Origin of the sequence: Sinomonas terricola (assembly GCF_034931225.1) — a bacterium.
Taxonomy (GTDB): Bacteria; Actinomycetota; Actinomycetes; order Actinomycetales; family Micrococcaceae; genus Sinomonas; species Sinomonas terricola.
The window spans coordinates 112,430-132,302 of sequence record NZ_JAYGGQ010000001.1; the positions used below are offsets into that span (position 1 = coordinate 112,430).

21 protein-coding genes are annotated in these 19,873 nt (G+C 69.5%); 11 read left to right on the forward strand and 10 right to left on the reverse strand.

The genetic code is table 11. From position 1 onward, the window contains the following. Positions 1 to 84: 84 nt before the first annotated feature. Positions 85 to 1,863 carry a DEAD/DEAH box helicase gene (locus tag SPF06_RS00460; RefSeq protein ID WP_323276951.1) on the forward strand — a complete coding sequence of 593 codons (1,779 nt, stop codon included), beginning with the start codon at positions 85 to 87 and terminating at the stop codon, positions 1,861 to 1,863. Positions 1,864 to 1,871: 8 nt separating this feature from the next. Beyond that, entirely contained in the window at positions 1,872 to 2,759 is an 888-nt protein-coding gene (locus SPF06_RS00465; protein WP_323276952.1) for a DNA-methyltransferase, read from the forward strand. Here the strand turns inward: SPF06_RS00465 and SPF06_RS00470 are convergent. Beyond that, the gene (locus tag SPF06_RS00470) at positions 2,756 to 3,646 is read right to left on the reverse strand and encodes a PHP domain-containing protein (RefSeq protein WP_323276953.1); all 891 of its coding nucleotides are present in this window, start codon (positions 3,644 to 3,646) and stop codon (positions 2,756 to 2,758) included. The genes SPF06_RS00465 and SPF06_RS00470 overlap by 4 nt on opposite strands. Positions 3,647 to 3,737: 91 nt before the next feature. Here SPF06_RS00470 and SPF06_RS00475 point away from each other — a divergent pair, with 91 nt between their 5' ends. Then, positions 3,738 to 5,321 (forward strand): aminopeptidase P family protein, encoded by a 1,584-nt coding sequence (locus SPF06_RS00475; RefSeq protein ID WP_323277762.1) that lies wholly within the window; start codon positions 3,738 to 3,740, stop codon positions 5,319 to 5,321. Positions 5,322 to 5,431: 110 nt separating this feature from the next. On the opposite strand, the gene SPF06_RS00480 is transcribed toward SPF06_RS00475, so the two are convergent. After that, on the reverse strand, positions 5,432 to 6,355 hold the full coding sequence (locus SPF06_RS00480) for a YflT domain-containing protein (protein WP_323276954.1): 924 nt from the start codon (positions 6,353 to 6,355) through the stop codon (positions 5,432 to 5,434). Between the two features lie 86 nt (positions 6,356 to 6,441). On the opposite strand from SPF06_RS00480, the gene SPF06_RS00485 reads away from it, so the two are divergent. Genes SPF06_RS00485 through SPF06_RS00495 form a run of 3 tightly spaced genes read left to right on the forward strand, consistent with a single transcriptional unit; the run spans position 6,442 to position 9,483 of the window. Beyond that, positions 6,442 to 7,719, forward strand: coding sequence for a magnesium transporter MgtE N-terminal domain-containing protein (locus tag SPF06_RS00485; protein ID WP_323276955.1), 1,278 nt, complete (start codon positions 6,442 to 6,444; stop codon positions 7,717 to 7,719). Then, positions 7,700 to 8,371 carry a DUF1003 domain-containing protein gene (locus tag SPF06_RS00490; protein ID WP_428985669.1) on the forward strand — a complete coding sequence of 224 codons (672 nt, stop codon included), beginning with the start codon at positions 7,700 to 7,702 and terminating at the stop codon, positions 8,369 to 8,371. The genes SPF06_RS00485 and SPF06_RS00490 overlap by 20 nt, the downstream gene beginning before the upstream one ends. Continuing rightward, positions 8,368 to 9,483, forward strand: coding sequence for an Mrp/NBP35 family ATP-binding protein (locus SPF06_RS00495; protein WP_323276957.1), 1,116 nt, complete (start codon positions 8,368 to 8,370; stop codon positions 9,481 to 9,483). Before SPF06_RS00490 ends, SPF06_RS00495 begins: the two co-directional genes overlap by 4 nt. Before the next feature lie 43 nt (positions 9,484 to 9,526). Here the strand turns inward: SPF06_RS00495 and SPF06_RS00500 are convergent, their stop codons facing one another. Genes SPF06_RS00500 through sigE form a run of 3 tightly spaced genes read right to left on the reverse strand, consistent with a single transcriptional unit; the run spans position 9,527 to position 11,367 of the window. Further along, positions 9,527 to 9,931 (reverse strand): twin-arginine translocase TatA/TatE family subunit, encoded by a 405-nt coding sequence (locus tag SPF06_RS00500; protein ID WP_323276958.1) that lies wholly within the window; start codon positions 9,929 to 9,931, stop codon positions 9,527 to 9,529. Positions 9,932 to 9,989: 58 nt separating this feature from the next. Continuing rightward, positions 9,990 to 10,739 carry a hypothetical protein gene (locus SPF06_RS00505; protein ID WP_323276960.1) on the reverse strand — a complete coding sequence of 250 codons (750 nt, stop codon included), beginning with the start codon at positions 10,737 to 10,739 and terminating at the stop codon, positions 9,990 to 9,992. Positions 10,740 to 10,749: 10 nt separating this feature from the next. Beyond that, complete coding sequence (gene sigE, locus SPF06_RS00510) at positions 10,750 to 11,367, reverse strand: RNA polymerase sigma factor SigE (RefSeq protein WP_428985670.1); 618 nt, start codon at positions 11,365 to 11,367, stop codon at positions 10,750 to 10,752. Positions 11,368 to 11,563: 196 nt separating this feature from the next. Between sigE and SPF06_RS00515 the strand changes: the two genes are divergently transcribed. Further along, complete coding sequence (locus tag SPF06_RS00515) at positions 11,564 to 12,193, forward strand: O-methyltransferase (protein ID WP_323276962.1); 630 nt, start codon at positions 11,564 to 11,566, stop codon at positions 12,191 to 12,193. A 146-nt stretch (positions 12,194 to 12,339) separates the two neighbouring features. On the opposite strand, the gene SPF06_RS00520 is transcribed toward SPF06_RS00515, so the two are convergent. From SPF06_RS00520 to SPF06_RS00535, 4 genes are all read right to left on the reverse strand, one after another. Then, a complete protein-coding gene (locus SPF06_RS00520) occupies positions 12,340 to 12,507 on the reverse strand; it encodes a DUF3117 domain-containing protein (protein ID WP_138414063.1) in 168 nt (55 codons plus the stop codon). 162 nt (positions 12,508 to 12,669) lie between these two features. Further along, on the reverse strand, positions 12,670 to 13,995 hold the full coding sequence (locus SPF06_RS00525; protein WP_323276963.1) for a hypothetical protein: 1,326 nt from the start codon (positions 13,993 to 13,995) through the stop codon (positions 12,670 to 12,672). Beyond that, complete coding sequence (locus SPF06_RS00530) at positions 13,992 to 14,318, reverse strand: DivIVA domain-containing protein (RefSeq protein ID WP_323276964.1); 327 nt, start codon at positions 14,316 to 14,318, stop codon at positions 13,992 to 13,994. Before SPF06_RS00530 ends, SPF06_RS00525 begins: the two co-directional genes overlap by 4 nt. After that, positions 14,315 to 15,154, reverse strand: a complete 840-nt coding sequence (locus tag SPF06_RS00535) for an LOG family protein (RefSeq protein ID WP_323276965.1) — start codon at positions 15,152 to 15,154, stop codon at positions 14,315 to 14,317. Before SPF06_RS00535 ends, SPF06_RS00530 begins: the two co-directional genes overlap by 4 nt. Before the next feature lie 93 nt (positions 15,155 to 15,247). On the opposite strand from SPF06_RS00535, the gene SPF06_RS00540 reads away from it, so the two are divergent. From SPF06_RS00540 to SPF06_RS00555, 4 genes are all read left to right on the forward strand, one after another. Beyond that, on the forward strand, positions 15,248 to 16,003 hold the full coding sequence (locus SPF06_RS00540) for an amino acid ABC transporter ATP-binding protein (protein WP_323276966.1): 756 nt from the start codon (positions 15,248 to 15,250) through the stop codon (positions 16,001 to 16,003). Positions 16,004 to 16,071: 68 nt separating this feature from the next. Next, positions 16,072 to 16,974 (forward strand): glutamate ABC transporter substrate-binding protein, encoded by a 903-nt coding sequence (locus tag SPF06_RS00545; RefSeq protein ID WP_323276967.1) that lies wholly within the window; start codon positions 16,072 to 16,074, stop codon positions 16,972 to 16,974. Positions 16,975 to 17,043: 69 nt separating this feature from the next. Beyond that, a complete protein-coding gene (locus SPF06_RS00550; RefSeq protein WP_323276968.1) occupies positions 17,044 to 17,691 on the forward strand; it encodes an amino acid ABC transporter permease in 648 nt (215 codons plus the stop codon). Then, on the forward strand, positions 17,688 to 18,560 hold the full coding sequence (locus SPF06_RS00555; protein WP_323276969.1) for an amino acid ABC transporter permease: 873 nt from the start codon (positions 17,688 to 17,690) through the stop codon (positions 18,558 to 18,560). The genes SPF06_RS00550 and SPF06_RS00555 overlap by 4 nt, the downstream gene beginning before the upstream one ends. 111 nt (positions 18,561 to 18,671) lie before the next feature. Here the strand turns inward: SPF06_RS00555 and dapE are convergent, their stop codons facing one another. Beyond that, a complete protein-coding gene (dapE, locus tag SPF06_RS00560; RefSeq protein WP_428985671.1) occupies positions 18,672 to 19,835 on the reverse strand; it encodes a succinyl-diaminopimelate desuccinylase in 1,164 nt (387 codons plus the stop codon). Positions 19,836 to 19,873: the final 38 nt, after the last annotated feature.

Genomic DNA, 19,873 nt, shown 5'->3' on the forward strand with positions numbered 1-19,873 from the left:
CGAATGCGAGTCCCCTGCCGCCCGCCCTGAGGACAGTCCGTTGAGCGGCCAGTCCCGGCCCAGATGGAAAGGGACGCAGCCCCTTTGAACGAGCTTCACACCCAGGAACTGCTTCTGGACGATTCGGGCGAGGAGACGCTCGAGACGCAGGAGACCATTACCAACGACGCCCCGGTGCGCCAGGAGGCACAGCAGACCTTCAGCGACTACGGGGTTGTCCCGGAGATCGCGCAGTCCCTCGCGGACGCGGGGATCCTCCACCCGTTCCCGATCCAGTCGATGACGCTCGGCGTCGCGCTGGGCGGGCACGACATCATCGGCCAGGCCAAGACGGGCACGGGCAAGACGCTCGGCTTCGGCATCCCGACGCTCCAGCGCGCCGTCGCCCCCGACCACCCCGACTACGCGAAGCTCCCGGCCCCCGGTGCACCGCAGGCCCTTATCATCGTCCCCACGCGGGAACTCGCGCTTCAGGTCTCCCAGGACCTTCAGACCGCGAGCAAGCGTACGAGCCTCCGCACCGAGGTGATCTACGGCGGCCGCGCATACGAGCCGCAGATCGAGGCACTCCAGCGCGGCGTCGACGTCATCGTCGGAACGCCCGGCCGCCTCATCGACCTGCACCGCCAGCGCCACCTCAACCTCAAGAACGTGCGGATCGTGGTGCTCGACGAGGCGGACGAGATGCTCGACCTCGGCTTCCTCCCCGACGTCGAGACGCTGCTCGGCGCGGTTCCGGCCGTTCGCCAGACGCTCCTCTTCTCGGCGACCATGCCGGGGCCCGTCGTCGCCATGGCACGCCGCTACATGAGCCGCCCCACGCACATCCGTGCGTCGGAGCCGGACGACGACTCGATCACGAAGAAGGACATCCGCCAGGTCATCTACCGGGCCCACCACCTCGACAAGGACGAGGTCGTGGCGCGCATCCTCCAGGCCGAGGGCCGCGGCAGGACGATCATCTTCACGAAGACCAAGCGCACGGCGGCGAAGCTCGCCGAGGAGCTCGTGGACCGCGGCTTCGCGGCCGCGGCCCTGCACGGTGACCTCGGGCAGGGGGCGCGCGAGCAGGCGCTGCGTGCGTTCCGAAACAACAAGGTGGACGTCCTCGTGGCAACGGATGTCGCGGCCCGCGGCATCGACGTCGAGGACGTCACCCACGTCATCAACTTCCAGTGCCCCGAAGACGAGAAGGCCTACCTCCACCGCGTGGGCCGCACGGGCCGCGCGGGCCAGAAGGGCACCGCGGTCACGTTCGTCGATTGGGAGGACGTGCCGCGATGGACCCTCATCAACAAGGCGCTCGGCCTCGACGTCCCGGAGCCGGTCGAGACGTATTCGTCCTCGGCGCACCTGTACTCTGACCTCGGCATCCAGGAGGGCACGAAGGGCCGTCTCCCGCGGCATAAGCGCGTGCTCGAGGGCGTCGAAGCAGAGGCCCTCGAGGATCTCGGCGGGCCATCCAAGAAGTCGCGCCGCGGCGGCGGCAAGGGGCGCGGCGAGCCCCGGCGAGGTGCGAAGCCCCGCGAGGAGGCGAAGTCCGGCGAGCCCGTTGAGGGCGAGGCCAAGGGAGAGCGCGCCGAGGGCGAGGGCAAGCACGGCCACGGCCACGGGCGCTCCGACCGCCAGGCACGTTCCCAGACGAGCGGCGAGGGCCGCCGTCGCCGGGGCACGTCCAAGAAGGCTCCGGCCGAGGCCGAACAGAGCCCAGCGGAGCAGGGCGCGGCAGCCCAGGCTGCGGCCGTCTTCCTCCAGGGCGACGCCGAGGAAGGCGTGGACCGAGGCGTGCTTGCGGCCCGGCGCCGTCGTTCGCGGACCCGCCGCGTCGAGGGCGAGGTCGTGAGCCGCACGCAGGCCGACTAGGCGCGCGCGTGGGCGCGAGCGTGCCGACGGGCGCGGTCCGGCCGGAGGGTGTGTGGCACCCTGACGGGCCTGATCTCGTCGTCGAGGCAGACAACGCGGAGTTCCTCCCGTCGCTGCCCGACGGCGCGTTCACGATGGTCTACATCGACCCGCCCTTCAACACGGGTCGCGCCCAGCGCCGCCAGTCCATGACGATGGTGCGGAGCAGCGACGGCGACCGCATCGGCTTCGGCGGCCAGCGCTACGAGACGATCAAGGGCGCCCTGCACCGCTACGACGACGCGTTCGGCGACTACTGGGCCTTCCTCGAGCCTCGGCTCCTCGAGGCCTGGCGCGTCCTCTCGAACGACGGCACGCTGTATCTCCACCTCGACTACCGCGAAGTCCATTACGCGAAGGTCATGCTCGATGTGATCTTCGGGCGCGAGTGCTTCCTCAACGAGATCGTGTGGGCGTACGACTTCGGCGCGCGCAGCCGCCGGCGCTGGCCCACGAAGCACGACACGATCCTCGTGTACGTCAAGGATCCCGAGAAGTACCACTTCGACAGCGCCGAGGTGGACCGCGAGCCGTACATGGCCCCGGGCCTCGTGACGCCCGAGAAGAGGGAGCTCGGCAAGCTCCCCACGGATGTGTGGTGGCACACGATCGTCTCCCCGACAGGGCGTGAGAAGACGGGCTATCCGACGCAAAAGCCCGTCAGGCTCGTACGGCGCATGGTCGCCGCGAGCTCGCGGCCGGGCGATTGGGTGCTGGACTTCTTCGCGGGTTCGGGGACTCTCGGGGCGGCGGCGCATGAGCTCGGCCGCCGCTTCGTGTGCGTCGACGCGAACGCGCAGGCCATCGAGGTCATGGCGGGCCGACTGCGCTCGGCGACCGTGATCCGACCGAGCTAGCCGCGAGCCCTGCTGAGGCTGTCCGGCGCGCCTGGGTGCTTCGGGCGGACGACGACGGCGCCGCTCGCCTGCCGTTCGATCTCGGCGAGCACCTCGGGTTCGGTCGTGTACTCGCCGAGGCGGTTGGGCTTGCCTGCGCCGTGGTAGTCGGACGAGCCGGTGACGAGGAGGCCGTGCCGCTCGGCGAGGTCGAGGAGGAACGGGCGCCGTGCCTCCGGATTGTCGCGGTGGAAGACTTCGAGTCCCGCGAGGCCCGCCTCGATCATGTCGTCATAGGTCGCCTCTCCGACGGTCCGCCCGCGCGCCTCAGCCACGGGATGGGCGAAGATCGGCACTCCCCCGGCGGCGCGCACGAGCTCGACGGCGAGCGCCGGTTCGGGCGCGTAGTGCTGGACGAAGTAGCGCGAACGCGAGGAGAGGATGGTCGCGAAGGCCTCCGAGCGGTCGCCCACGATGCCCGCGGCAACGAGCGCATCCGCGATGTGCGGCCGCCCGACGGTGGCCCCGGGCGCGACGTGCTGCGTGACGTCGTCCCACGAGAGCGGATAGTCCTCGGCGAGCAGGGAGACCATGTGCTCCGCGCGGCTGAGTCGCGCGTCCTTCGCCTTGGTGATCTCCTCGAGGAGCCCCTGATGTGTCGGGTCATGCAGGTAGCTCAGCACGTGGACGCTGATCCCCTCGGCCGTGCGGCACGAGACCTCCATGCCGGGCACGAGGGCGACGCCGAGGCTCAGCGCAGCGTCCGTCGCCTCGTCCCAGCCGCCAGTCGAATCATGGTCGGTGATCGCGACAGCGTCGAGTCCGGCGGCGAGCGCGGCGGCAACGAGGCCCGCGGGGCGCTCGGTGCCGTCGGAGACGCTCGAATGAGCGTGCAGATCAATCCTCACTCGACCACGATAGCCGCCGTCGCCGCCGCGGTCCCCGAGCCACCCGGCGAACGCTGGACTTGAAAGGGCTCGGTGGAAGAATGGCATAGTGATCGCTTCAGAATCGGTGCCGAGCCACGAGCCCCGCCACCCCTCCCAGCAGCCCTCCGCCCAACCCCTCGAGGACCGCGTCGACAACCGTTCACAGCGGCCGAGCTCCGACGAGTTCAAGAAGTTCATGGCCTCGCAGTGGGCGCCCGCGGACGACGCGCTTCCCCCGCTCGACGACGTCGCCGAGCACACGGCCCGTCGGCGCCGCGCGATCTCCGAGCGATTTCCCGGCGAGCGCCTTGTGATTCCGGCCGGGCCGCCCAAGGTCCGCTCGAACGACACGCACTACCGCTTCCGCCCCCACTCGGCGTTCGCCCACCTCACGGGCCTCGGCGTGGACCACGAGCCCGATGCCGTGCTCGTCCTCGAGCCCGTCGAGGAGGGAACGGGCGACGGCGGCGGTCACCACAGCGCGACGCTCTACTTCCGGCCCCTCGCCGGCCGTGACACCGAGCAGTTCTACGCCAACGCCCACACGGGAGAGTTCTGGGTGGGCCCCCGGCCAACCCTCTCCGAGCTCGAGGCGCGCCTCGGAATCGCGACCGCGCACCTCGACGAACTCGAGGTCGCGCTCACGAAGGGCGTCGGGGCACCCGAGATCGGCGGCATCTCCGTGCGGCTCGTGCGCAAGGTCGACGAGAACATCGACGCGCTCGTCGACACGGCTCGCTACAACACCGCGCTCGATCCCGAGACCCTCGACCTGAGCCAGCTCGACGCGCTCGACGATGAGCTCGCCGAGGCGCTCTCCGAACTGCGGCTTACGAAGGATGCGTGGGAGGTCGAGCAGCTCAGGGCCGCCGTCGCCTCGACCGTCGCCGGCTTCGAGGAGATCGTCCGAGCGCTGCCCCGCGCCGTCGCCCATCGGCGCGGCGAGCGGGTCGTCGAGACGGCCTTCTTCGCGAAAGCCCGCGAGGAAGGCAACGACCTCGGGTACGACACGATCGCGGCGAGCGGCAACAACGCGACGATCCTCCACTGGATCACCAACAGCGGCCCGGTCCGGGAGGGCGACCTCCTGCTCGTCGACGCCGGCGTCGAGGCCGAGTCGCTCTACACGGCCGATGTCACGCGGACCATTCCCGTGAGCGGCCGCTTCGGCGAGGTCCAGCGCCGCGTGTACGAGGCGGTGCTCGACGCCGCCGACGCCGCCTTCGCGGCCGCGCGTCCTGGCGTCAGGTTCCGCGAGGTCCACGCGGCCGCGATGAAGGTGCTCGCGGCGCGCCTCGAGGAATGGGGCCTCCTGCCAGTGGGCGCCGAAGAGGCCCTCTCCCCCGAAGGCCAGCAGCACCGCCGCTGGATGCCGCACGGCACGAGCCACCACCTCGGGCTCGATGTCCACGACTGCGCGCAGGCCCGAGCCGAGCTCTACCTCGACGGGCAGCTCAAGCCCGGCATGGTGTTCACGATCGAGCCGGGCCTCTACTTCAAGGCCGAAGACCTCGCGATCCCCGAGGAGTATCGCGGCATCGGCGTGCGCATCGAGGACGACATCCTCATGACCGAGGACGGCCCCGTGAGCCTGAGCGCCGCCCTCCCCCGCACGCCTGACGACGTCGAGGCCTGGATCGAGCGCCTGCGCTAACGGCTAGTAGCCCTGCGCGCTCCCGCCGAAGCGTGAGGTCTCGTCGAGAATTCGTCCGATTCTCGCCGTGATCTCACGCTTCGGCCCGGCGGTTCAGCGGCTGGGCGGTCTCAGCGTTCGGGGTTGGCGCCGTCGTCCTTCGTCGCGGCGCCGCCCTCTTCGCTGCTCTCGCGCCGGGCCTCGTCCTCCTGGTCTCCGCGAGGCTGGTCCTGATCGATGCGGATCCCATACTGGGGACGGCCGTCGGGAAGGTCGTGGTAGCCGGAGCCGCTGCGGGCGGGCTGTTCCGGCTGCGTGGCCTGCTCCGGCTGTCCCTCGGGATGCGACGCGTTGACGCCGTACGGGTCAGTCCAGCCCGACGGTCGCTGCGGAGCCTGCTCCTGCGGCGGCTGCCACTGGCCCTCGGGCTGGCCCCATCCCTGATGGCCATGCTGGTCGTGGCCCTGCTGGCCCTGCTGGCCATGCTGGTCCTGGCCGTACTGATCCTGGCCAGGCTGACCGCCCTGCTGCCACGACTGCTGGCCGCCCCAGCCCTGCTGCCCGTGCGACATGGGAAGCTGGTGCAGGAGCCGCCGCGCCTCGACGGCCGCCTCGAACGCGACAACGACGTCGTAGCTCGTCGGGAGGACCTGGCTCGTCGATGTGAAGTCCCGCTTGCCGCGCTGCATCGCGTACGTGACGATGCCGAAGAGCATGAAGAACGCCGCGCCCATGAGCACGGACGTGATGATGGACGGGATGCCCGCCCCGGTCGAGAAGAACGAGAGCAGGACGCCCACGAACAAGCCGAACCACATGCCGCTCAGGGCGCCGTTGAGGGCGACCCTCGGGTAGCTGAGACGGCCCGTCACGCGCTCGACGAGCTTGAGGTCGTTGCCGACGATCGCGACGAGCTCGACGGGGAACTGCTGATCCGCGAGGTAGTCGACGGCCTTCTGGGCATCGAGGTATGACGTGTAGGATCCGACGACGTCTCCCTGCGGAAGAGACCTTGCCTGATTCACGGGCCCGGGAGAACCGAACATGTTCGACATGACTTCATTCTTACCCGAGATCGCCGCTTCGGCCCGTGTTTCAGCTCAGAGTGAGCAGGGACTTTCCTCTGGAGTAGCCTAGGGTCGTGAGCCCCAATCCTGCCCGTGTGTTTGTCGCGCGGCTGCTCGGCCTTGACGTCTTCGACCCGCTCGGCGACCGCGTCGGCCGGCTGCGCGACGTCGTCGTGCTCGCCCGCGGCCAGCGCGCCCCGCAGGCGATCGGCATCGTCGTCGAGGTGCCGGGCAAGCGGCGCGTCTTCGTTCCCATGACCCGCGTCACCTCCATGGACCAGTTCCAGGTCATCACGACGGGGCTCGTCAATCTGCGCCGCTTCGAGCAGCGAGGGGCGGAGATGCTCGTGCTCGGCGACCTGTTCGACCATCGTGTGGTCCTCGTCGACGACGCGGGCCCCGGCACCGTCGAAGACGTCGCGATGGACCAGCAGCGCAACGGAGACTGGCTCGTGAGCAAGCTCTTCATCCGCCGCGAAACCGGCGGACGAGGGCTGAGGGGCCTCCGTCGCGGCGAGACCGTCCTCGCCGATTGGGAGGACGTGCGCCTCGATACGCGCACGGGAACGCGGGCCACCCACTTCCTCGCGAGCCACGAAGACCTGCGCCCCGCCGACTTCGCGGACGCGATCCAGGAGATGAGCGATGCTCGCCGGCTCCAGGTGGTCTCCGAGCTTCAGGACGAGCGCCTCGCCGACGTCCTCCAGGAGCTTCCCGAGGACGACCAGGTGGAGATCCTCTCGGCACTCGACAACGAGCGCGCCGCGGACGTCCTCGAAGAAATGGACCCCGACGACGCGGCGGATCTTCTGGCCGACCTTCCTGCCGACAAGGCCGAGGAACTGCTCCAGCTCATGGAACCGGAAGAGGCCGACGACGTGCGCCGGCTCCTCCAGTACGACGAGGGCACCGCCGGCTCGATCATGACGCCCGTTCCCGTGATCCTGCCGCCCGAGGCCACCGTTGCCGATGCGCTCGCCCACGTGCGCAGCGAAGAGCTCAGCCCCGCCCTCGCCTCGGCAGTGTTCATCTGCCGGCCGCCGCTCGAGACGCCGACGGGCCGCTACCTCGGCACGGTCCACATCCAGCAGCTCCTGCGCAGCGCGCCGCCGGAGCAGCTCGGCTCGATCGTGGACAAGGGCCTCGAGCCCGTCTCGGACCTCTCGCCCGTCAATGACGTCGCCTACGCGATGGCGCAGTACAACCTCAACTCGCTGGCCGTCGTGAACGCCGACGGCCGGCTCGTCGGCGCCGTGACCGTCGACGACCTCCTCGACCACCTCCTCCCGGAAGACTGGCGAACCCATGACGACGGCGTCCCGATGAAGAAGGTTGGAGGAAGCTTTGGCTGAGCCGCGCAAACTGCTCCCGGGGCTCGACACGCCCCTCGAGAGCCGCGTCCGGCTCCTGCCCGTCTTCACCCCGAACCCGGACGCGTTCGGCCGCTTCGCGGAACGTTTCGCCCGCTACATGGGAACCCCGCAGTTCCTCGTCTACATGACGCTGTTCTGCATCCTGTGGCTCGGATGGAACACGCTGGCTCCCGAGGAGTGGCAGTTCGACCCGAAGGCGCTCAACTACACGCTGCTCACGCTCATCCTGTCGCTCCAGGCCTCTTACGCGGCGCCGCTCATCCTGCTCGCGCAGAACCGACAGGACGACCGCGACCGCGTGCAGATCGAGCAGGACCGCTCGCGCAACGAGCGCAATCTCGCCGACACCGAATACCTCACACGCGAGCTTGCGTCCCTGCGCCTCTCGATGCGCGACGTCGCGACGCGCGACTTCGTCCGTGCCGAGCTGCGCACCGAGCTGCGCTCGATCCTCGACGAGCTCGGGGAGCGCGACGCCTCCGGCTCGGCGCCGACGAAGCGCCGGAAGGACAAGAAGGACCGCAACCGCGGCCAGGAACCATCGGCTGACGCCCAGGAGACGCCACAGGGCGCTGATCTCGAGCCCGCGGAGTCCAGCAGGCAGTCCGGCGAGAGGCCCGACGAGCAGTGAATTCCCCCGACGAGGCAGCCGTCCGCGCCGCGCTCTCGACCGTGATCGACCCCGAGCTCCGCCGGCCCATCGACGAGCTCGGCATGCTCGCGGACGTAGCGCTCGACGGCGGCCGGGTCACCGTGCGCGTGCTCCTCACGATCGCCGGCTGCCCGCTCCGCGGCACGATCGACGCCGACGTCCGCGCCGCGCTCGCGGCGGTGCCGGGCGTCGACAAGATCGCGATCGAGCTCGACGTCATGACCCCCGAGCAGCGCCAGGCCCTGCGAGACCGCCTCCGACCCGTGCGCGGCATCCCGTTCACGCGGCCGGAGTCCCTCACGAAGGTCTTCGCGGTCGCGAGCGGCAAGGGCGGCGTGGGAAAGTCTTCCGTCACGGTCAATCTCGCGTGCGAGCTCGCGTCCCGTGGGCTGCGCGTCGGCGTCATCGACGCGGACGTCCACGGCTTCTCCGTCCCGGCCCTCATGGGTATCACGCAGGGGCCCACGCGCGTCGAGGACATGATCCTGCCGCCCGTCGCACATGGCGTGAAGGTCATCTCGATCGGCATGTTCGTGACGGGGAACCAGGCCGTCGCGTGGCGTGGGCCGATGCTCCATCGTGCCCTCGAGCAGTTCCTGACGGACGTCTACTTCGGCGATCTCGACGTCCTCTTCCTCGACCTGCCGCCCGGCACGGGCGATGTCGCGATCTCGGTCTCCCAGCTCCTTCCGAGCGCCCAGCTCCTGATCGTGACGACGCCGCAGGCCGCCGCGGCGGACGTCGCCGAGCGAGCGGGTTCGGTATCGGCCCAGACCGGCCAGCGCGTCGCGGGCGTCGTCGAGAACATGTCCGCCATGACACTCCCGGACGGGTCCGTGCTCGAAGTCTTCGGGAGCGGCGGCGGCGAACGCGTCGCGGCGCGCCTGTCCGAGGTCCTGGACGCCCCGGTGCCGCTCCTCGGGAAGGTCCCGCTCGACGTCGCGCTGCGCGAAGGCGGCGACGCGGGAGTGCCGATTGTCCTCCGAAGCCCCGATTCGCCGTCGGCCGCCGCGCTCAAGGCGGTCGCGAGCCGGCTCGCATCCGCTCCCCGCGGCCTCGCCGGCCGGAACCTCGGGGTCGCGCCCCGCTGAGCCGGGACGTGCGGACGGGAGGTCTAACGACGGCGCTCCGACCCTAGGTCGCGTCTGCGTCGAACGGAGCGGGCTGCCCGGGCGCGAGGCGCTCGACCGTGCGCACGGGAGCCGGCGGTGCGGCCTCGGCCAGCGCCGCGGCGGCCGCGGCGGCGGCTTGGGCCACCGCGGGATCCTGGGTCTTCTGGGCTCCCGCGGGCGCATCCTCGAGGAGCGCGTCGCGGATGATCTTGCGGGGGTCATACTGCCGCGGGTCGTACTTCCGCCAGTCCACCTCGTTGAGGTCGACCCCGGTCTCTTCCTTGAGCTGTTCCTTCGCGCCAGTTGCCATGCGGCGGAGTTCCCGGACGATGTTCGTGAGCTTCTGCGTATATTCGGGCAGGCGCTTGGGACCGATCACCAAGAGGGCGATGACCAGCAGGATGAAGAGTTCGTTCATTCCGGGCACGATCGAAGACTACCGTCTGCGCAGGCACCCGGACGATTCGTCCGAGGCGGCCTTCACGTCACGGGCGCCCTGCCGCGCTCAGCACGAGATGCAGCCCTCGCGCGAGGCGATCCGCGGGGTTTTCCTGTGCCGCCGCGGCGTCGGCGGCCTGGCCCGTGCCCTGTACGAGCGCGGCGGTCTGCGAGCTCGGGAAGTCAGACGAGAGGACGGTCGTCTGGACGCCGGACGAGGCATGGGCGGGCCGCTGCTCCATGAGGGCGATCATGTGCGTGCCGTCGCTGATGCGCAGAATGAGCGTCGGGACGCCGTTGAGGACGTAGCCTTCCGCGGACTCCACGCGGAGTCCGTCGGTGCCGAGCTCGGGGCAGTTCCATCCCGCCGAGGAAAGCGCCTGGAGTTCGGACGCCGTGAGGGCGCGCCCCGCGCCGTCGATCCTGACCGTCGCGGGCCAGCTCGCCGCCGCTCCGGGGATGAGCGGATCGCCGGCCACGGCGTAGGCCGTCAGGGCGAGCGCCGCGAGCGCCATCGCGGCCCCGCCGACCGCGACGCCTGCGGCCTTGAGAAGCCTCCGCCGCGGCGAATCGACCTCGGCGACCTCGGCCGCGAGCGCGAGATGCCGGGTCTGCTGGACGAGCCGCTCCGTCAGGTCGGAGCTCGCCGTCGGAACCGGGGCGCCGCGGAGCGCGGCGAGATAGCGGCGCTCCGACTCAAGAGCGCCGCGGCATTCAGCGCATGCAGCGAGGTGCCCAGGGTCCCGCGAGTGGTCCCCTGGGCCCCCGAAGAGGCCCAGTCGCCGTCGTTCTCCCATGGGCCAGGCCTCAGCGAAGGCCGGCGACGCGCGGCAGCGAAAGGCGCGGCTTTCCGGCGCCGCGCCGGGGGTCTCGATGCGCGAGCTTCTCGCGCAAGAGCGTGCGGCCGCGGTGGATGCGCGAGCGCACGGTTCCGAGCTTGACGCCCAGCGCGGCCGCGACCTCGTCATAGGAGAGGCCTTCGAGGTCGCACAAGACGACGGCGGCCCGGAAGTCCGGCGGGAGCTCCTCGAGGGCGGCCTGCACGTCGAGATCGAGGTTGTTCATCTCGTAGCTGCGCTCTGGCCCCGGCTCGCGCCCCGGGATGCGGGCTTCCGCGTCCTCCGCGAACGCGTCGAAGCGGATGCGGCTCTTGCGCCGCGCCTGATCGAGGAAGAGGTTGGTCGTGATGCGGTGGAGCCAGCCGTCGAGCGTTCCCGGCTTGAAGTTCTCGAGAGAGCGGAAGACCCGGACAAAGACCTCTTGCGTGAGGTCCTCGGCGTCATGCTGATTGCCCGTGAGACGGTACGCGAGCCGGTACACCTTTGCAGAGTGCTGGGCTACGACCTCTTCCCACGTGGGCGGCGCCCAATCGGCGGGAACCGGCTCGGACGGCGCCTGGGTGGTCGCGACACGCTGTGGAGCCACGTCACGCACCTCACCTTCGCTGCCTTGGCGGCCGCACTCTGCCGTGGACCCTTGATCCACGTGCAACCGCTGCGGACCCCCAGTTTGACAGCCGATGCTGAACGTTCGCTGATCATTCAGCCAAGAGCGTAGCGCGGCGCGTGACCTCGGAGGCGATAGGCTTGGGAGGCATCCCGAGCCGAAAGTGTTTCCTGACATGACCGACAAGTCCACCAGCTGGGCTTACGCTGAGGGGCTTGCCGCCGAGGACACTGTCGTGGCCCGCGCGCGCGAGCGCTCCCTCGAGCTCGGCGTCTCCCCCGTGTCCCCGGGGGTCGGCGCCGTCCTGACCGTCCTCGCAGCCACCTCCAAGGCGAACGCCGTCGTCGAGGTCGGAACCGGAGCGGGAGTCTCCGGCGTCTGCATCGTGCGGGGCCTGCGCACCGGGGCGACGTTCACGACGATCGATACGGATGTCGAGCACCTGAAGGCGGCGCGTCAGGCGTTCGCCGAGGCGGGCTTCCCGGCGAGCCGCGTCCGCACGATCCCGGGACGCGCGGGCGCCGTCCTGCCCCGCCTCAACGACGCGGCCTACGACCTCGTGTTCATCGACGCCGACAAGCCCGGAACGCCGTCCTACGCCGACGAAGGGGTGCGCCTCCTGCGCCCCGGCGGCCTCCTCGTGATCAACGACGCCCTCGACCGCGACCGCGTCGCGAACCCCGCGCACCGGGGTGCCGCGGCCGTCGGCCTGCGAGCGCTGCATCGCCGGCTCCTCGACGACGAACGGCTCGACACGGCCCTCCTGCCGACGGGAGAAGGCCTGTTCCTGGCCTCGCGGCGCTGATCTGGCCACGCGTCACCGCATGACACTGAGGCCACTTTTCGCCCAACGCGTGGCCACCTTTCGCCCAACGCGTGGCCACTTCCGCCGCACAACGAAGGAGGCCGGCCCCACGCGGGGGCCGGCCTCCTTTCGTCAAGCGGCGCGGTCTACTCGGTCACGCCGACGAGGCACTCCTTGAGCTGCGCAGCCTCCTCGGCGTTGAGCTCGACGACAAGCCGTCCTCCGCCCTCGAGGGGAACCCGCATGATGAGGCTGCGGCCCTCCTTGGTAACCTCCATCGGGCCGTCGCCAGTGCGCGGTTTCATGGCTGCCATCTGAACATCCCCTCCAGTAAGTTCGCCTGCTGTGATGTCGCAGGCTCGTCGGACGCGCCCTTGCGCCCACCGCTCTGTCACCACGGTGATGCGAGGCCCCGCCACGTTGTACTTGCCTTTACATTATCAGCAGGGGTACCGCCCGGTAGTCAGGCGGGCCGGTCAGGGCGGCCAGTCGCCGCCGCCGGGGAGTTGGGCCCAGTCCCAGAGCCACACGACCCACACGATCTGCAGGATCACGAACGTCGCGAGGGCGGTCCCTCGGTAGGCCCGCGAGCGGGAGAGGGCGGCCCCGGCGAGCGCGAGCGGGAAGAACGGGAGCATCATGCGGAACGTGCTCGACTGCGGATACAGGAACGCGAGGAGGTACAGCGCGTACGCGGCGCACCAGAGCCGCAGCTCGACGCCGATGAGCCGCACGTGTGCGCTCGTCAGGTAAAGCGCGACGACGGCGACGAGCACGAAGGGGGCGACGGTTCCGAGCACGGGGCCGAACAGGAAGTGGCCCGTGTCGAACCACGGCATGAATGGCACGAGGTCGCTCCCCCGCCACACCGCCTCTGTGTCCGTGTAGGCCGTCACGACTCCCGTCGCGGCCCACGCGATCGCCGGCCACGCGATGGCCGAGGCGGCGGTTGCGGCCGTGAGGAGGGCGAGCCGTGCGAGTTCCCCGAGGCTGACCCCCAGAGCTTCCCGACGGATCCATCGGATCAGGAAGAGCGCCGCGAGGGCCACGGCGAGCGGAACGCCGACCGGGCGCGTGAGGCATGCGAAGGCGACGACCGGAATCGCGGCCAGATACCTGCGCTCGACGATCCAGAGGAACGCCCAGGCAAGGAAGAGCGTGCCGAGGGATTCGGCGTACGGGACTTGGAGGATCGCGGAGATCGGGAAGAACGCGAAGAACGCGACGCCCCACATTGACGTGCCGTGGCCCGCGAAGTGGCGGAACAGCCGGTAGACGACCATCGCGGCGCCGAATCCCGCGAGCAGTGCGACGGCCTGCGCGACGATCTGCCACGGGATCGTCGTAGCCGCCGAGAGAAACCTCACGAGGAAGGGGAACACGGGATAGAACGCCCACGCGTTCTCGGTCACCGTGCCGGACGGCGAACGCGGCAGGACGCTGGGATAGCCGTGCTGGACGATTCGGCCGTACCACTCCGAGTCCCAGATCTGGAGGAAGCGGAAGTAGTCCGGCTGCGGGGCGAACCACGGGTTCGTGCCCTGTTGAAGTGCGCCGGCGGAGAAGATAAGGAACGAGACGAGCCGCGAGGCCGCGAACAGCAGGACGACCTGCATCCACCACGGGCGCCGGCCGAGCCACGCGGCCGCGCGGAGCGCGCCCGACGCGAGGGCGGCATGAACCGCTGACGGCGGTGCCGGCGTCGTCGCCCTCGTCCGCTCGTCGTCGAAGGCGGCAGGGCGCGGCTTGCCGACAGCGCCCGGCGGCGACCACGCGCCGTCGTCCGCGCTCGTGCCGCTCATGCGTCAGGCTCGGTCCGGGCGTCGACACCCTCGCGCAGGCGGGCGATCTCGGCGTCCTGCTCGGCGATGCGGTCGCGGAGCCGCTCGAGCACCTCGTCAACCTGATCCATGCGGTAGCCGCGGAGGCCGAGCGAGAACCGGACCCGGTCGACGTCGACCGCGCTCGGATGCTCGGGAAGGAGGATGGGCGGCAATTCGGGGGCGGGCTCGTCGAAGCCCTTCGCGAGCGCGTCCGAGACCGGACGCCCCCGGTACGCGGCCGCGCCGAGCCACACGACCCCCGCCAAGAGGACGATCGCGAGGAAGACGAGGAAGAAGCTCACTCGCCGTCGGCCTTCTCTGCCAGCCAGGCCTCTTCTTCTTCGGCCGAGCCGTACATGCCGCCGCGCCGCTCTTCGGTCTCCCCCCGGACGCCGGCAAGCACGCGGTAGACGGCGTCCTCGGCCGTGTCGGTGACCTGGATGAGGTCGAGGTCTTCCGGGGAGATCATGCCCTCGGAGAGGAGGGTCTCCTTGAGCCAGCCGATGAGCGGGCCCCAGAACCGGGAGCCGACGAGCACGATGGGGAAGGACGTAACCTTGCCGGTCTGGACGAGCACCATGGCTTCGAAGAGCTCGTCGAGCGTTCCGAGCCCGCCGGGGAGCACCACGAAGCCGTGGGCGTACTTGACGAACATCGTCTTGCGGGCGAAGAAGTAGCGGAAGTTGATGCCGAGATCGACCCACGGGTTGAATCCGGTCTCGAACGGCAGCTCGATCCCGAGGCCGACGGACGTCCCCGAACCGTCGACCGCGCCGCGGTTGACAGCTTCCATCGAGCCGGGACCCCCGCCCGTGATGACGGCGACGCCCTCGCGCGCGAGGAGGCGCCCGATCTCGACGCCCATCTCGTAGTAGTCGCTGCCCGGGTGCGTGCGTGCCGAGCCGAAGATGCTGATCGCCGGGCCGAGCTCGGCGAGCGCGCCGAAGCCTTCCACGAATTCGCTCTGGATGCGCATGACCCGCCACGGATCCGTGTGGACGAAACGCCCCGCGCCGTGGGTGTCGAGAAGGTGCTGGTCCGACGTCCCCTGGAGCGCCTGGCGCCGCCGCAGTTCGAGCGGGCCCTTGCGCCGGGAAGGGACGGAACGGTCGTCGCGGCGCGGTGATTCCGTGGTCATGCTCCAAGGCTAGCGGTCTCGACTGAATCACGATTGACGTGCAGAGCGTTCGGTTCCCGAGCCCCCCAACGTATTCTCCGTTACATTGACCCTATGACAACCGAAGCACCCTCGGCTCCACTCGTCTCTGTCCAGAGCGTGAACAAGCACTATGGCCAGCTTCACGTTCTCAAGGACATCAACCTCGACGTCCGCAAGGGCGAGGTGGTCGTGGTCATCGGGCCTTCCGGCTCGGGGAAGTCCACGCTCTGCCGGGCCATCAACCGGCTCGAGACCATCGAGGCCGGCAGTATCTTCATCGACGGCAAGAAGCTCCCCGACGAGGGCAGGGAGCTCGCGCGGCTCCGCGCCGACGTCGGCATGGTCTTCCAGTCCTTCAACCTCTTCGCGCACAAGACGATCCTCGAGAACGTCACGCTTGGGCCGATCAAGGTCAAGGGCGTCGACAAGGCGACTGCGGAGAAGGATGCGATGGCCCTCCTCGAGCGGGTCGGCGTCGGGCACCAGGCGCCCAAGCTTCCCGCCCAGCTCTCGGGCGGCCAGCAGCAGCGCGTCGCGATCGCCCGCGCGCTCGCCATGAAGCCCAAGGTCATGCTCTTCGACGAGCCGACCTCGGCCCTCGACCCGGAGATGATCAACGAGGTGCTCGACGTCATGGTCGAGCTCGCCCGCGAGGGCATGACGATGATCGTCGTGACCCACGAGATGGGCTTCGCCCGCAAGGCCGCGGACCGGGTCGTGTTCATGGCCGACGGGCAGATCGTCGAGCAGGCCAAGCCCGAGGAATTCTTCACCAACCCGCAGAGCAGCCGCGCGAAGGACTTCCTCTCGAAGCTCCTCACGCACTGATCTCTTCCACCGACCCCAGCACAATCCCATTCAGGGCCCACCCGCCCGCCGAGAAAGGAATGCTGATCATGGCACTCTTCCGCACCAAGAAGGCCGCCGTCACCGCTGCCACAGCGGTACTCGCACTCGCGCTGAGCGCGTGCGGCGGATCCGGAGGGGGTGGCGGTTCGACGGAGTCGGCGGGAGCTTCGGCGCCCTACACTGTCGCCTCGAACGTCTCGCTCACCGGCAGCCCGACCTTCGACAAGATCAAGTCGAGCGGCAAGATCCGGATCGGCGTCAAGCAGGACCAGCCCGGCCTCGGCTTCCTCGACGCGGCCACGGGCGAGTACAGCGGCTTCGACATCGAGATCGCGAAGTGGGTCGCCGCCTCGCTCGGCTACTCGAAGGACAAGATCGAGTTCAAGCCGATCCCGTCCGCGAACCGCGAGTCCGCGATCCAGAACGGCGACATCGACTACTACGTCGGCACGTACTCGATCACTGACGCCCGCAAGAAGCAGATCGACTTCGCGGGCCCGTATTTCATCACGGGGCAGGGCCTGCTCGTGAAGAAGAGCAACACGACGATCAACAGCGACAAGGATCTCGCGGGCAAGACCGTGTGCTCTGCAACGGGCTCGACGCCGCTGCAGAACATCCAGAAGAACTACCCGAACACCCAAGCCCGGGCGTTTGACACCTACTCGCAGTGCGTCGACGCCCTCAAGAACGGCCAGGTCGACGCGGTGACGACCGACCAGGCCATCCTCATCGGCTACGCGTCGCAAGACCCGGACAACCTCAAGGTCGTCGGCCCGACGTTCACGACTGAGAAGTACGGCGTCGGCGTCACCAAGGGCGATACCGCGCTGCGGAAGTTCGTCAACGACATGTTCACGAACGGCAAGGACACCTGGCAGAAGATCTACGATTCGACGCTCGGGAAGTCCGGCACGAAGGTCGAGCAGCCCGCCGTCGACAACTACTGACAGGCGGTCGGTGGGCGGGGCGCGCGGCGCCCCGCCCACCGTGCGTTCGCCTCGAAAGAGAAGGCTGAAATGAGCACTCTCCTCAACAATCTGGATGTCTTCACGACCGGATTCAAGAACACGATCATCCTGTTCCTGGTATCCGGGGTCTTCGCCCTCATCCTGGGCACGGTCATCGGGGCCATGCGGGTCTCCCCCGTTCCGGCTCTCCGTGGATTCGGCACGCTCTACGTCAACGTGGTCCGCAATACGCCGCTCACCCTCGTGATGTTCTTCTTCGCGTTCGGCTACCCGAAGCTGGGCCTCCCTGAGATCGATTTCACGGTCTCGGCCATCGTGGCGCTGAGCATCTACACGGCAAGCTACGTCGCCGAGGTCCTGCGATCCGGCATCAACACCGTGCCGGTTGGGCAGGCCGAGGCCGCGCGCGCGATCGGACTGCCGTTCGCGCAGACGCTCACGCTCGTCGTCCTCCCCCAAGCGTTCCGCTCCGTGCTGCCGCCGCTCTTCAGCGTGCTCATCGCGCTCCTGAAGAACACGACCGTGGCCGCAGGCTTCTCGGTGTACGAGGCCGGCGCGATCCGCGCCTACCTCGCCGAGCGCGGCGAGCCAGCAATCGTCGTCCTCCTGTGGGTGGCGTTCATCTTCGTCGTCCTCGTCCTCATCCTCGCGCAGCTCCAGCGCTACTTCGAGAAGAAGTGGAAGGTGGCCCGATGAGCTCTGTCCTCTACGACGCCCCGGGGCCGAAGGCCCGTTCCCGCCACCTGGTGTTCGGCGTCATCTCGCTCGTCGTGATCCTCGCGATCATTGGCTTCGTCGTGTGGCGCTTCATCGACACGGGCCAGTTCTCGGCAGCCAAGTGGCAGATCTTCTCGTTCCCGCGAGTCCAGCAGACCATCCTCGACGCGACGGGGGCCACGCTCTCGGCGTTCGGCGTCGCCGCCGTCGGGAGCCTCGTGCTCGGCCTCGTCCTCGCGATCGGCCGTCTCTCGGACCGCCCGTGGGTCTCGCGGCCCTTCCACTGGTTCACTGAGCTGTTCCGCGCGATTCCCGTCCTCATCCTCATGATGATGCTGTATTACGGCCTCCCGCCCGCGCTGGGCGTCAAGTGGCCGCCGTACACCGCCGTCGTCGTCGCGCTCATCCTCTACAACGGCTCGGTGCTCGCCGAGGTGTTCCGCGCCGGCATCGAGGCGCTGCCGAAGGGCCAGCGCGAGGCGGGCCTCGCCATCGGCCTGCGGAAGTCCCAGGTCATGGCGAGCATCCTGCTCCCGCAGGCGGTCCGGTCGATGCTGCCCGTGATTATCTCCCAGCTCGTCGTGACCCTCAAGGACACCGCGCTCGGCTTCATCGTCACCTATAACGAGATCCTGTTCCAGGCGAAGTTCTTCGGCTCGCAGGTCCAGTACGGGACGCCCATCGTGCCCTCGGCGATCGTCGCGGGCGTGCTCTACGTAGGCATGTGCCTCATCCTCTCCGGACTCGCCAAGCTCGCCGAGCGGCAGCTCCGCCGCAGCCAGCGCGTCGCGAGTCCCAGGAAGGTCGCCGCCGCAACGCAAGGGGCGGCCAACACGGAGCTCGTGTAGCCGCGCGTTCAGGCGCCGCCCTCCACGTCCAGGGGTCACGTCCCGCGGGTTTTCCACCCGCGGGACGTGACCCCTAGACGATTAAGGCCTGGACGATTGAGGCCCAGGAGTCTAAGCCGTGAGCCAGTCGCGCAGCGCGCGGAAGCACGCGCGGACGTCCTCGGGCTCGACGCGCTCGTCGTCCTTGTGGGCAAGCAGGGCGTCTCCGGGGCCGAAATTCACGGCGGGAACGCCGAGCTCGCTGAACCGGGCGACGTCGGTCCAGCCGTACTTGGGCTTCGGCTCCTGGCCGACGACGGCGACGAACGCCGCCGCTGCGGGGTGCGTAAGGCCTGGGCGCGCTCCCGGCGCACCGTCCGTGCGGACCACGTCGAAGCCCTCGAGCAGCGCGCGAACCTGTGCGTCGGCCTCGTCGAGGCTCTTGTCCGGCGCGAAGCGGTAGTTGATCTCCACCGTGCAGCGGTCCGGAATGACGTTCCCGGCCGTGCCGCCCGCGATCCGCACGGCGTTGAGGCTCTCGCGATAGTCGAGGCCATCCACGCGCACGGTCTCGGGCTCGTACGCTGCGAGCCGGGCGAGGATCGGCGCGGCGGCGTGGATGGCGTTCTTGCCCATCCAGGCCCGCGCCGAATGCGCGGCTTCGCCGATGGTGGTTGCCTCGACGCGCAGCGTGCCGTTGCACCCGCCCTCGACGGTGCCGCCCGTCGGCTCGAGGAGGATCGCGAAGTCCGCCGCGAGCAGCTCCGGGGCCGTGCGTACGAGCCGGCCCAGGCCGCTCTTGGCGGCCTCGACCTCCTCGTGGTCGTAGAAGACGAACGTGACGTCACGCGAGGGGCGCGGGGAGCCGTCGGCCTCTCGTGTCTGCGGTGAGCCGAAGAGCGCTCCCGCGAGCGCGAGCTGGACGGCGACGCCGCCCTTCATGTCGGTCGCGCCGCGGCCCCAGAGCGTCCCCTTGCCAGGCTCGCCATCCCACGACGACGGGACAGTGCCGCGCGCGCCTTCCGTCGCCGGCAGCGGGACGGTGTCGAGGTGCCCCGCGAGAACTACGCGCTCGGCGAGCCCCAGCTCGGAGCGGGCGACGACGGCGTCCCCCCATCGTGTGACGGCGAGGCCCGGGAGGGTGCGCAGGGCCGCTTCGACGGCGTCGGCAATCGCCCCTTCGGTGCCCGAGACGCTCGGGATGTCCAGCAGATCCGCGGTGAGCAGGGCGACGTCGCGGGTCAGGTCGAGTGTCACGGCCGGGACCTCGTCAGGGGCTGTCATTTCACCGATCATAGTCCGCGCGCGATACATCCCCGGCGCGAGTTCGGCCG

Excerpts from the sequence above, each read along its gene's own strand:
- SPF06_RS00540 (WP_323276966.1), top strand. The coding sequence starts at position 15,248 with ATGACAACCGAAGCACCCTCGGCTCCACTCGTCTCTGTCCAGAGCGTG.
- SPF06_RS00515 (WP_323276962.1), top strand. The coding sequence starts at position 11,564 with ATGACCGACAAGTCCACCAGCTGGGCTTACGCTGAGGGGCTTGCCGCC.
- SPF06_RS00520 (WP_138414063.1), bottom strand. The coding sequence starts at position 12,507 with ATGGCAGCCATGAAACCGCGCACTGGCGACGGCCCGATGGAGGTTACC.
- SPF06_RS00480 (WP_323276954.1), bottom strand. The coding sequence starts at position 6,355 with ATGTCGAACATGTTCGGTTCTCCCGGGCCCGTGAATCAGGCAAGGTCT.
- SPF06_RS00555 (WP_323276969.1), top strand. The coding sequence starts at position 17,688 with ATGAGCTCTGTCCTCTACGACGCCCCGGGGCCGAAGGCCCGTTCCCGC.
- SPF06_RS00545 (WP_323276967.1), top strand. The coding sequence starts at position 16,072 with ATGGCACTCTTCCGCACCAAGAAGGCCGCCGTCACCGCTGCCACAGCG.
- SPF06_RS00535 (WP_323276965.1), bottom strand. The coding sequence starts at position 15,154 with ATGACCACGGAATCACCGCGCCGCGACGACCGTTCCGTCCCTTCCCGG.
- SPF06_RS00525 (WP_323276963.1), bottom strand. The coding sequence starts at position 13,995 with ATGAGCGGCACGAGCGCGGACGACGGCGCGTGGTCGCCGCCGGGCGCT.
- SPF06_RS00505 (WP_323276960.1), bottom strand. The coding sequence starts at position 10,739 with ATGGGAGAACGACGGCGACTGGGCCTCTTCGGGGGCCCAGGGGACCAC.
- SPF06_RS00550 (WP_323276968.1), top strand. The coding sequence starts at position 17,044 with ATGAGCACTCTCCTCAACAATCTGGATGTCTTCACGACCGGATTCAAG.
- dapE (WP_428985671.1), bottom strand. The coding sequence starts at position 19,835 with ATGATCGGTGAAATGACAGCCCCTGACGAGGTCCCGGCCGTGACACTC.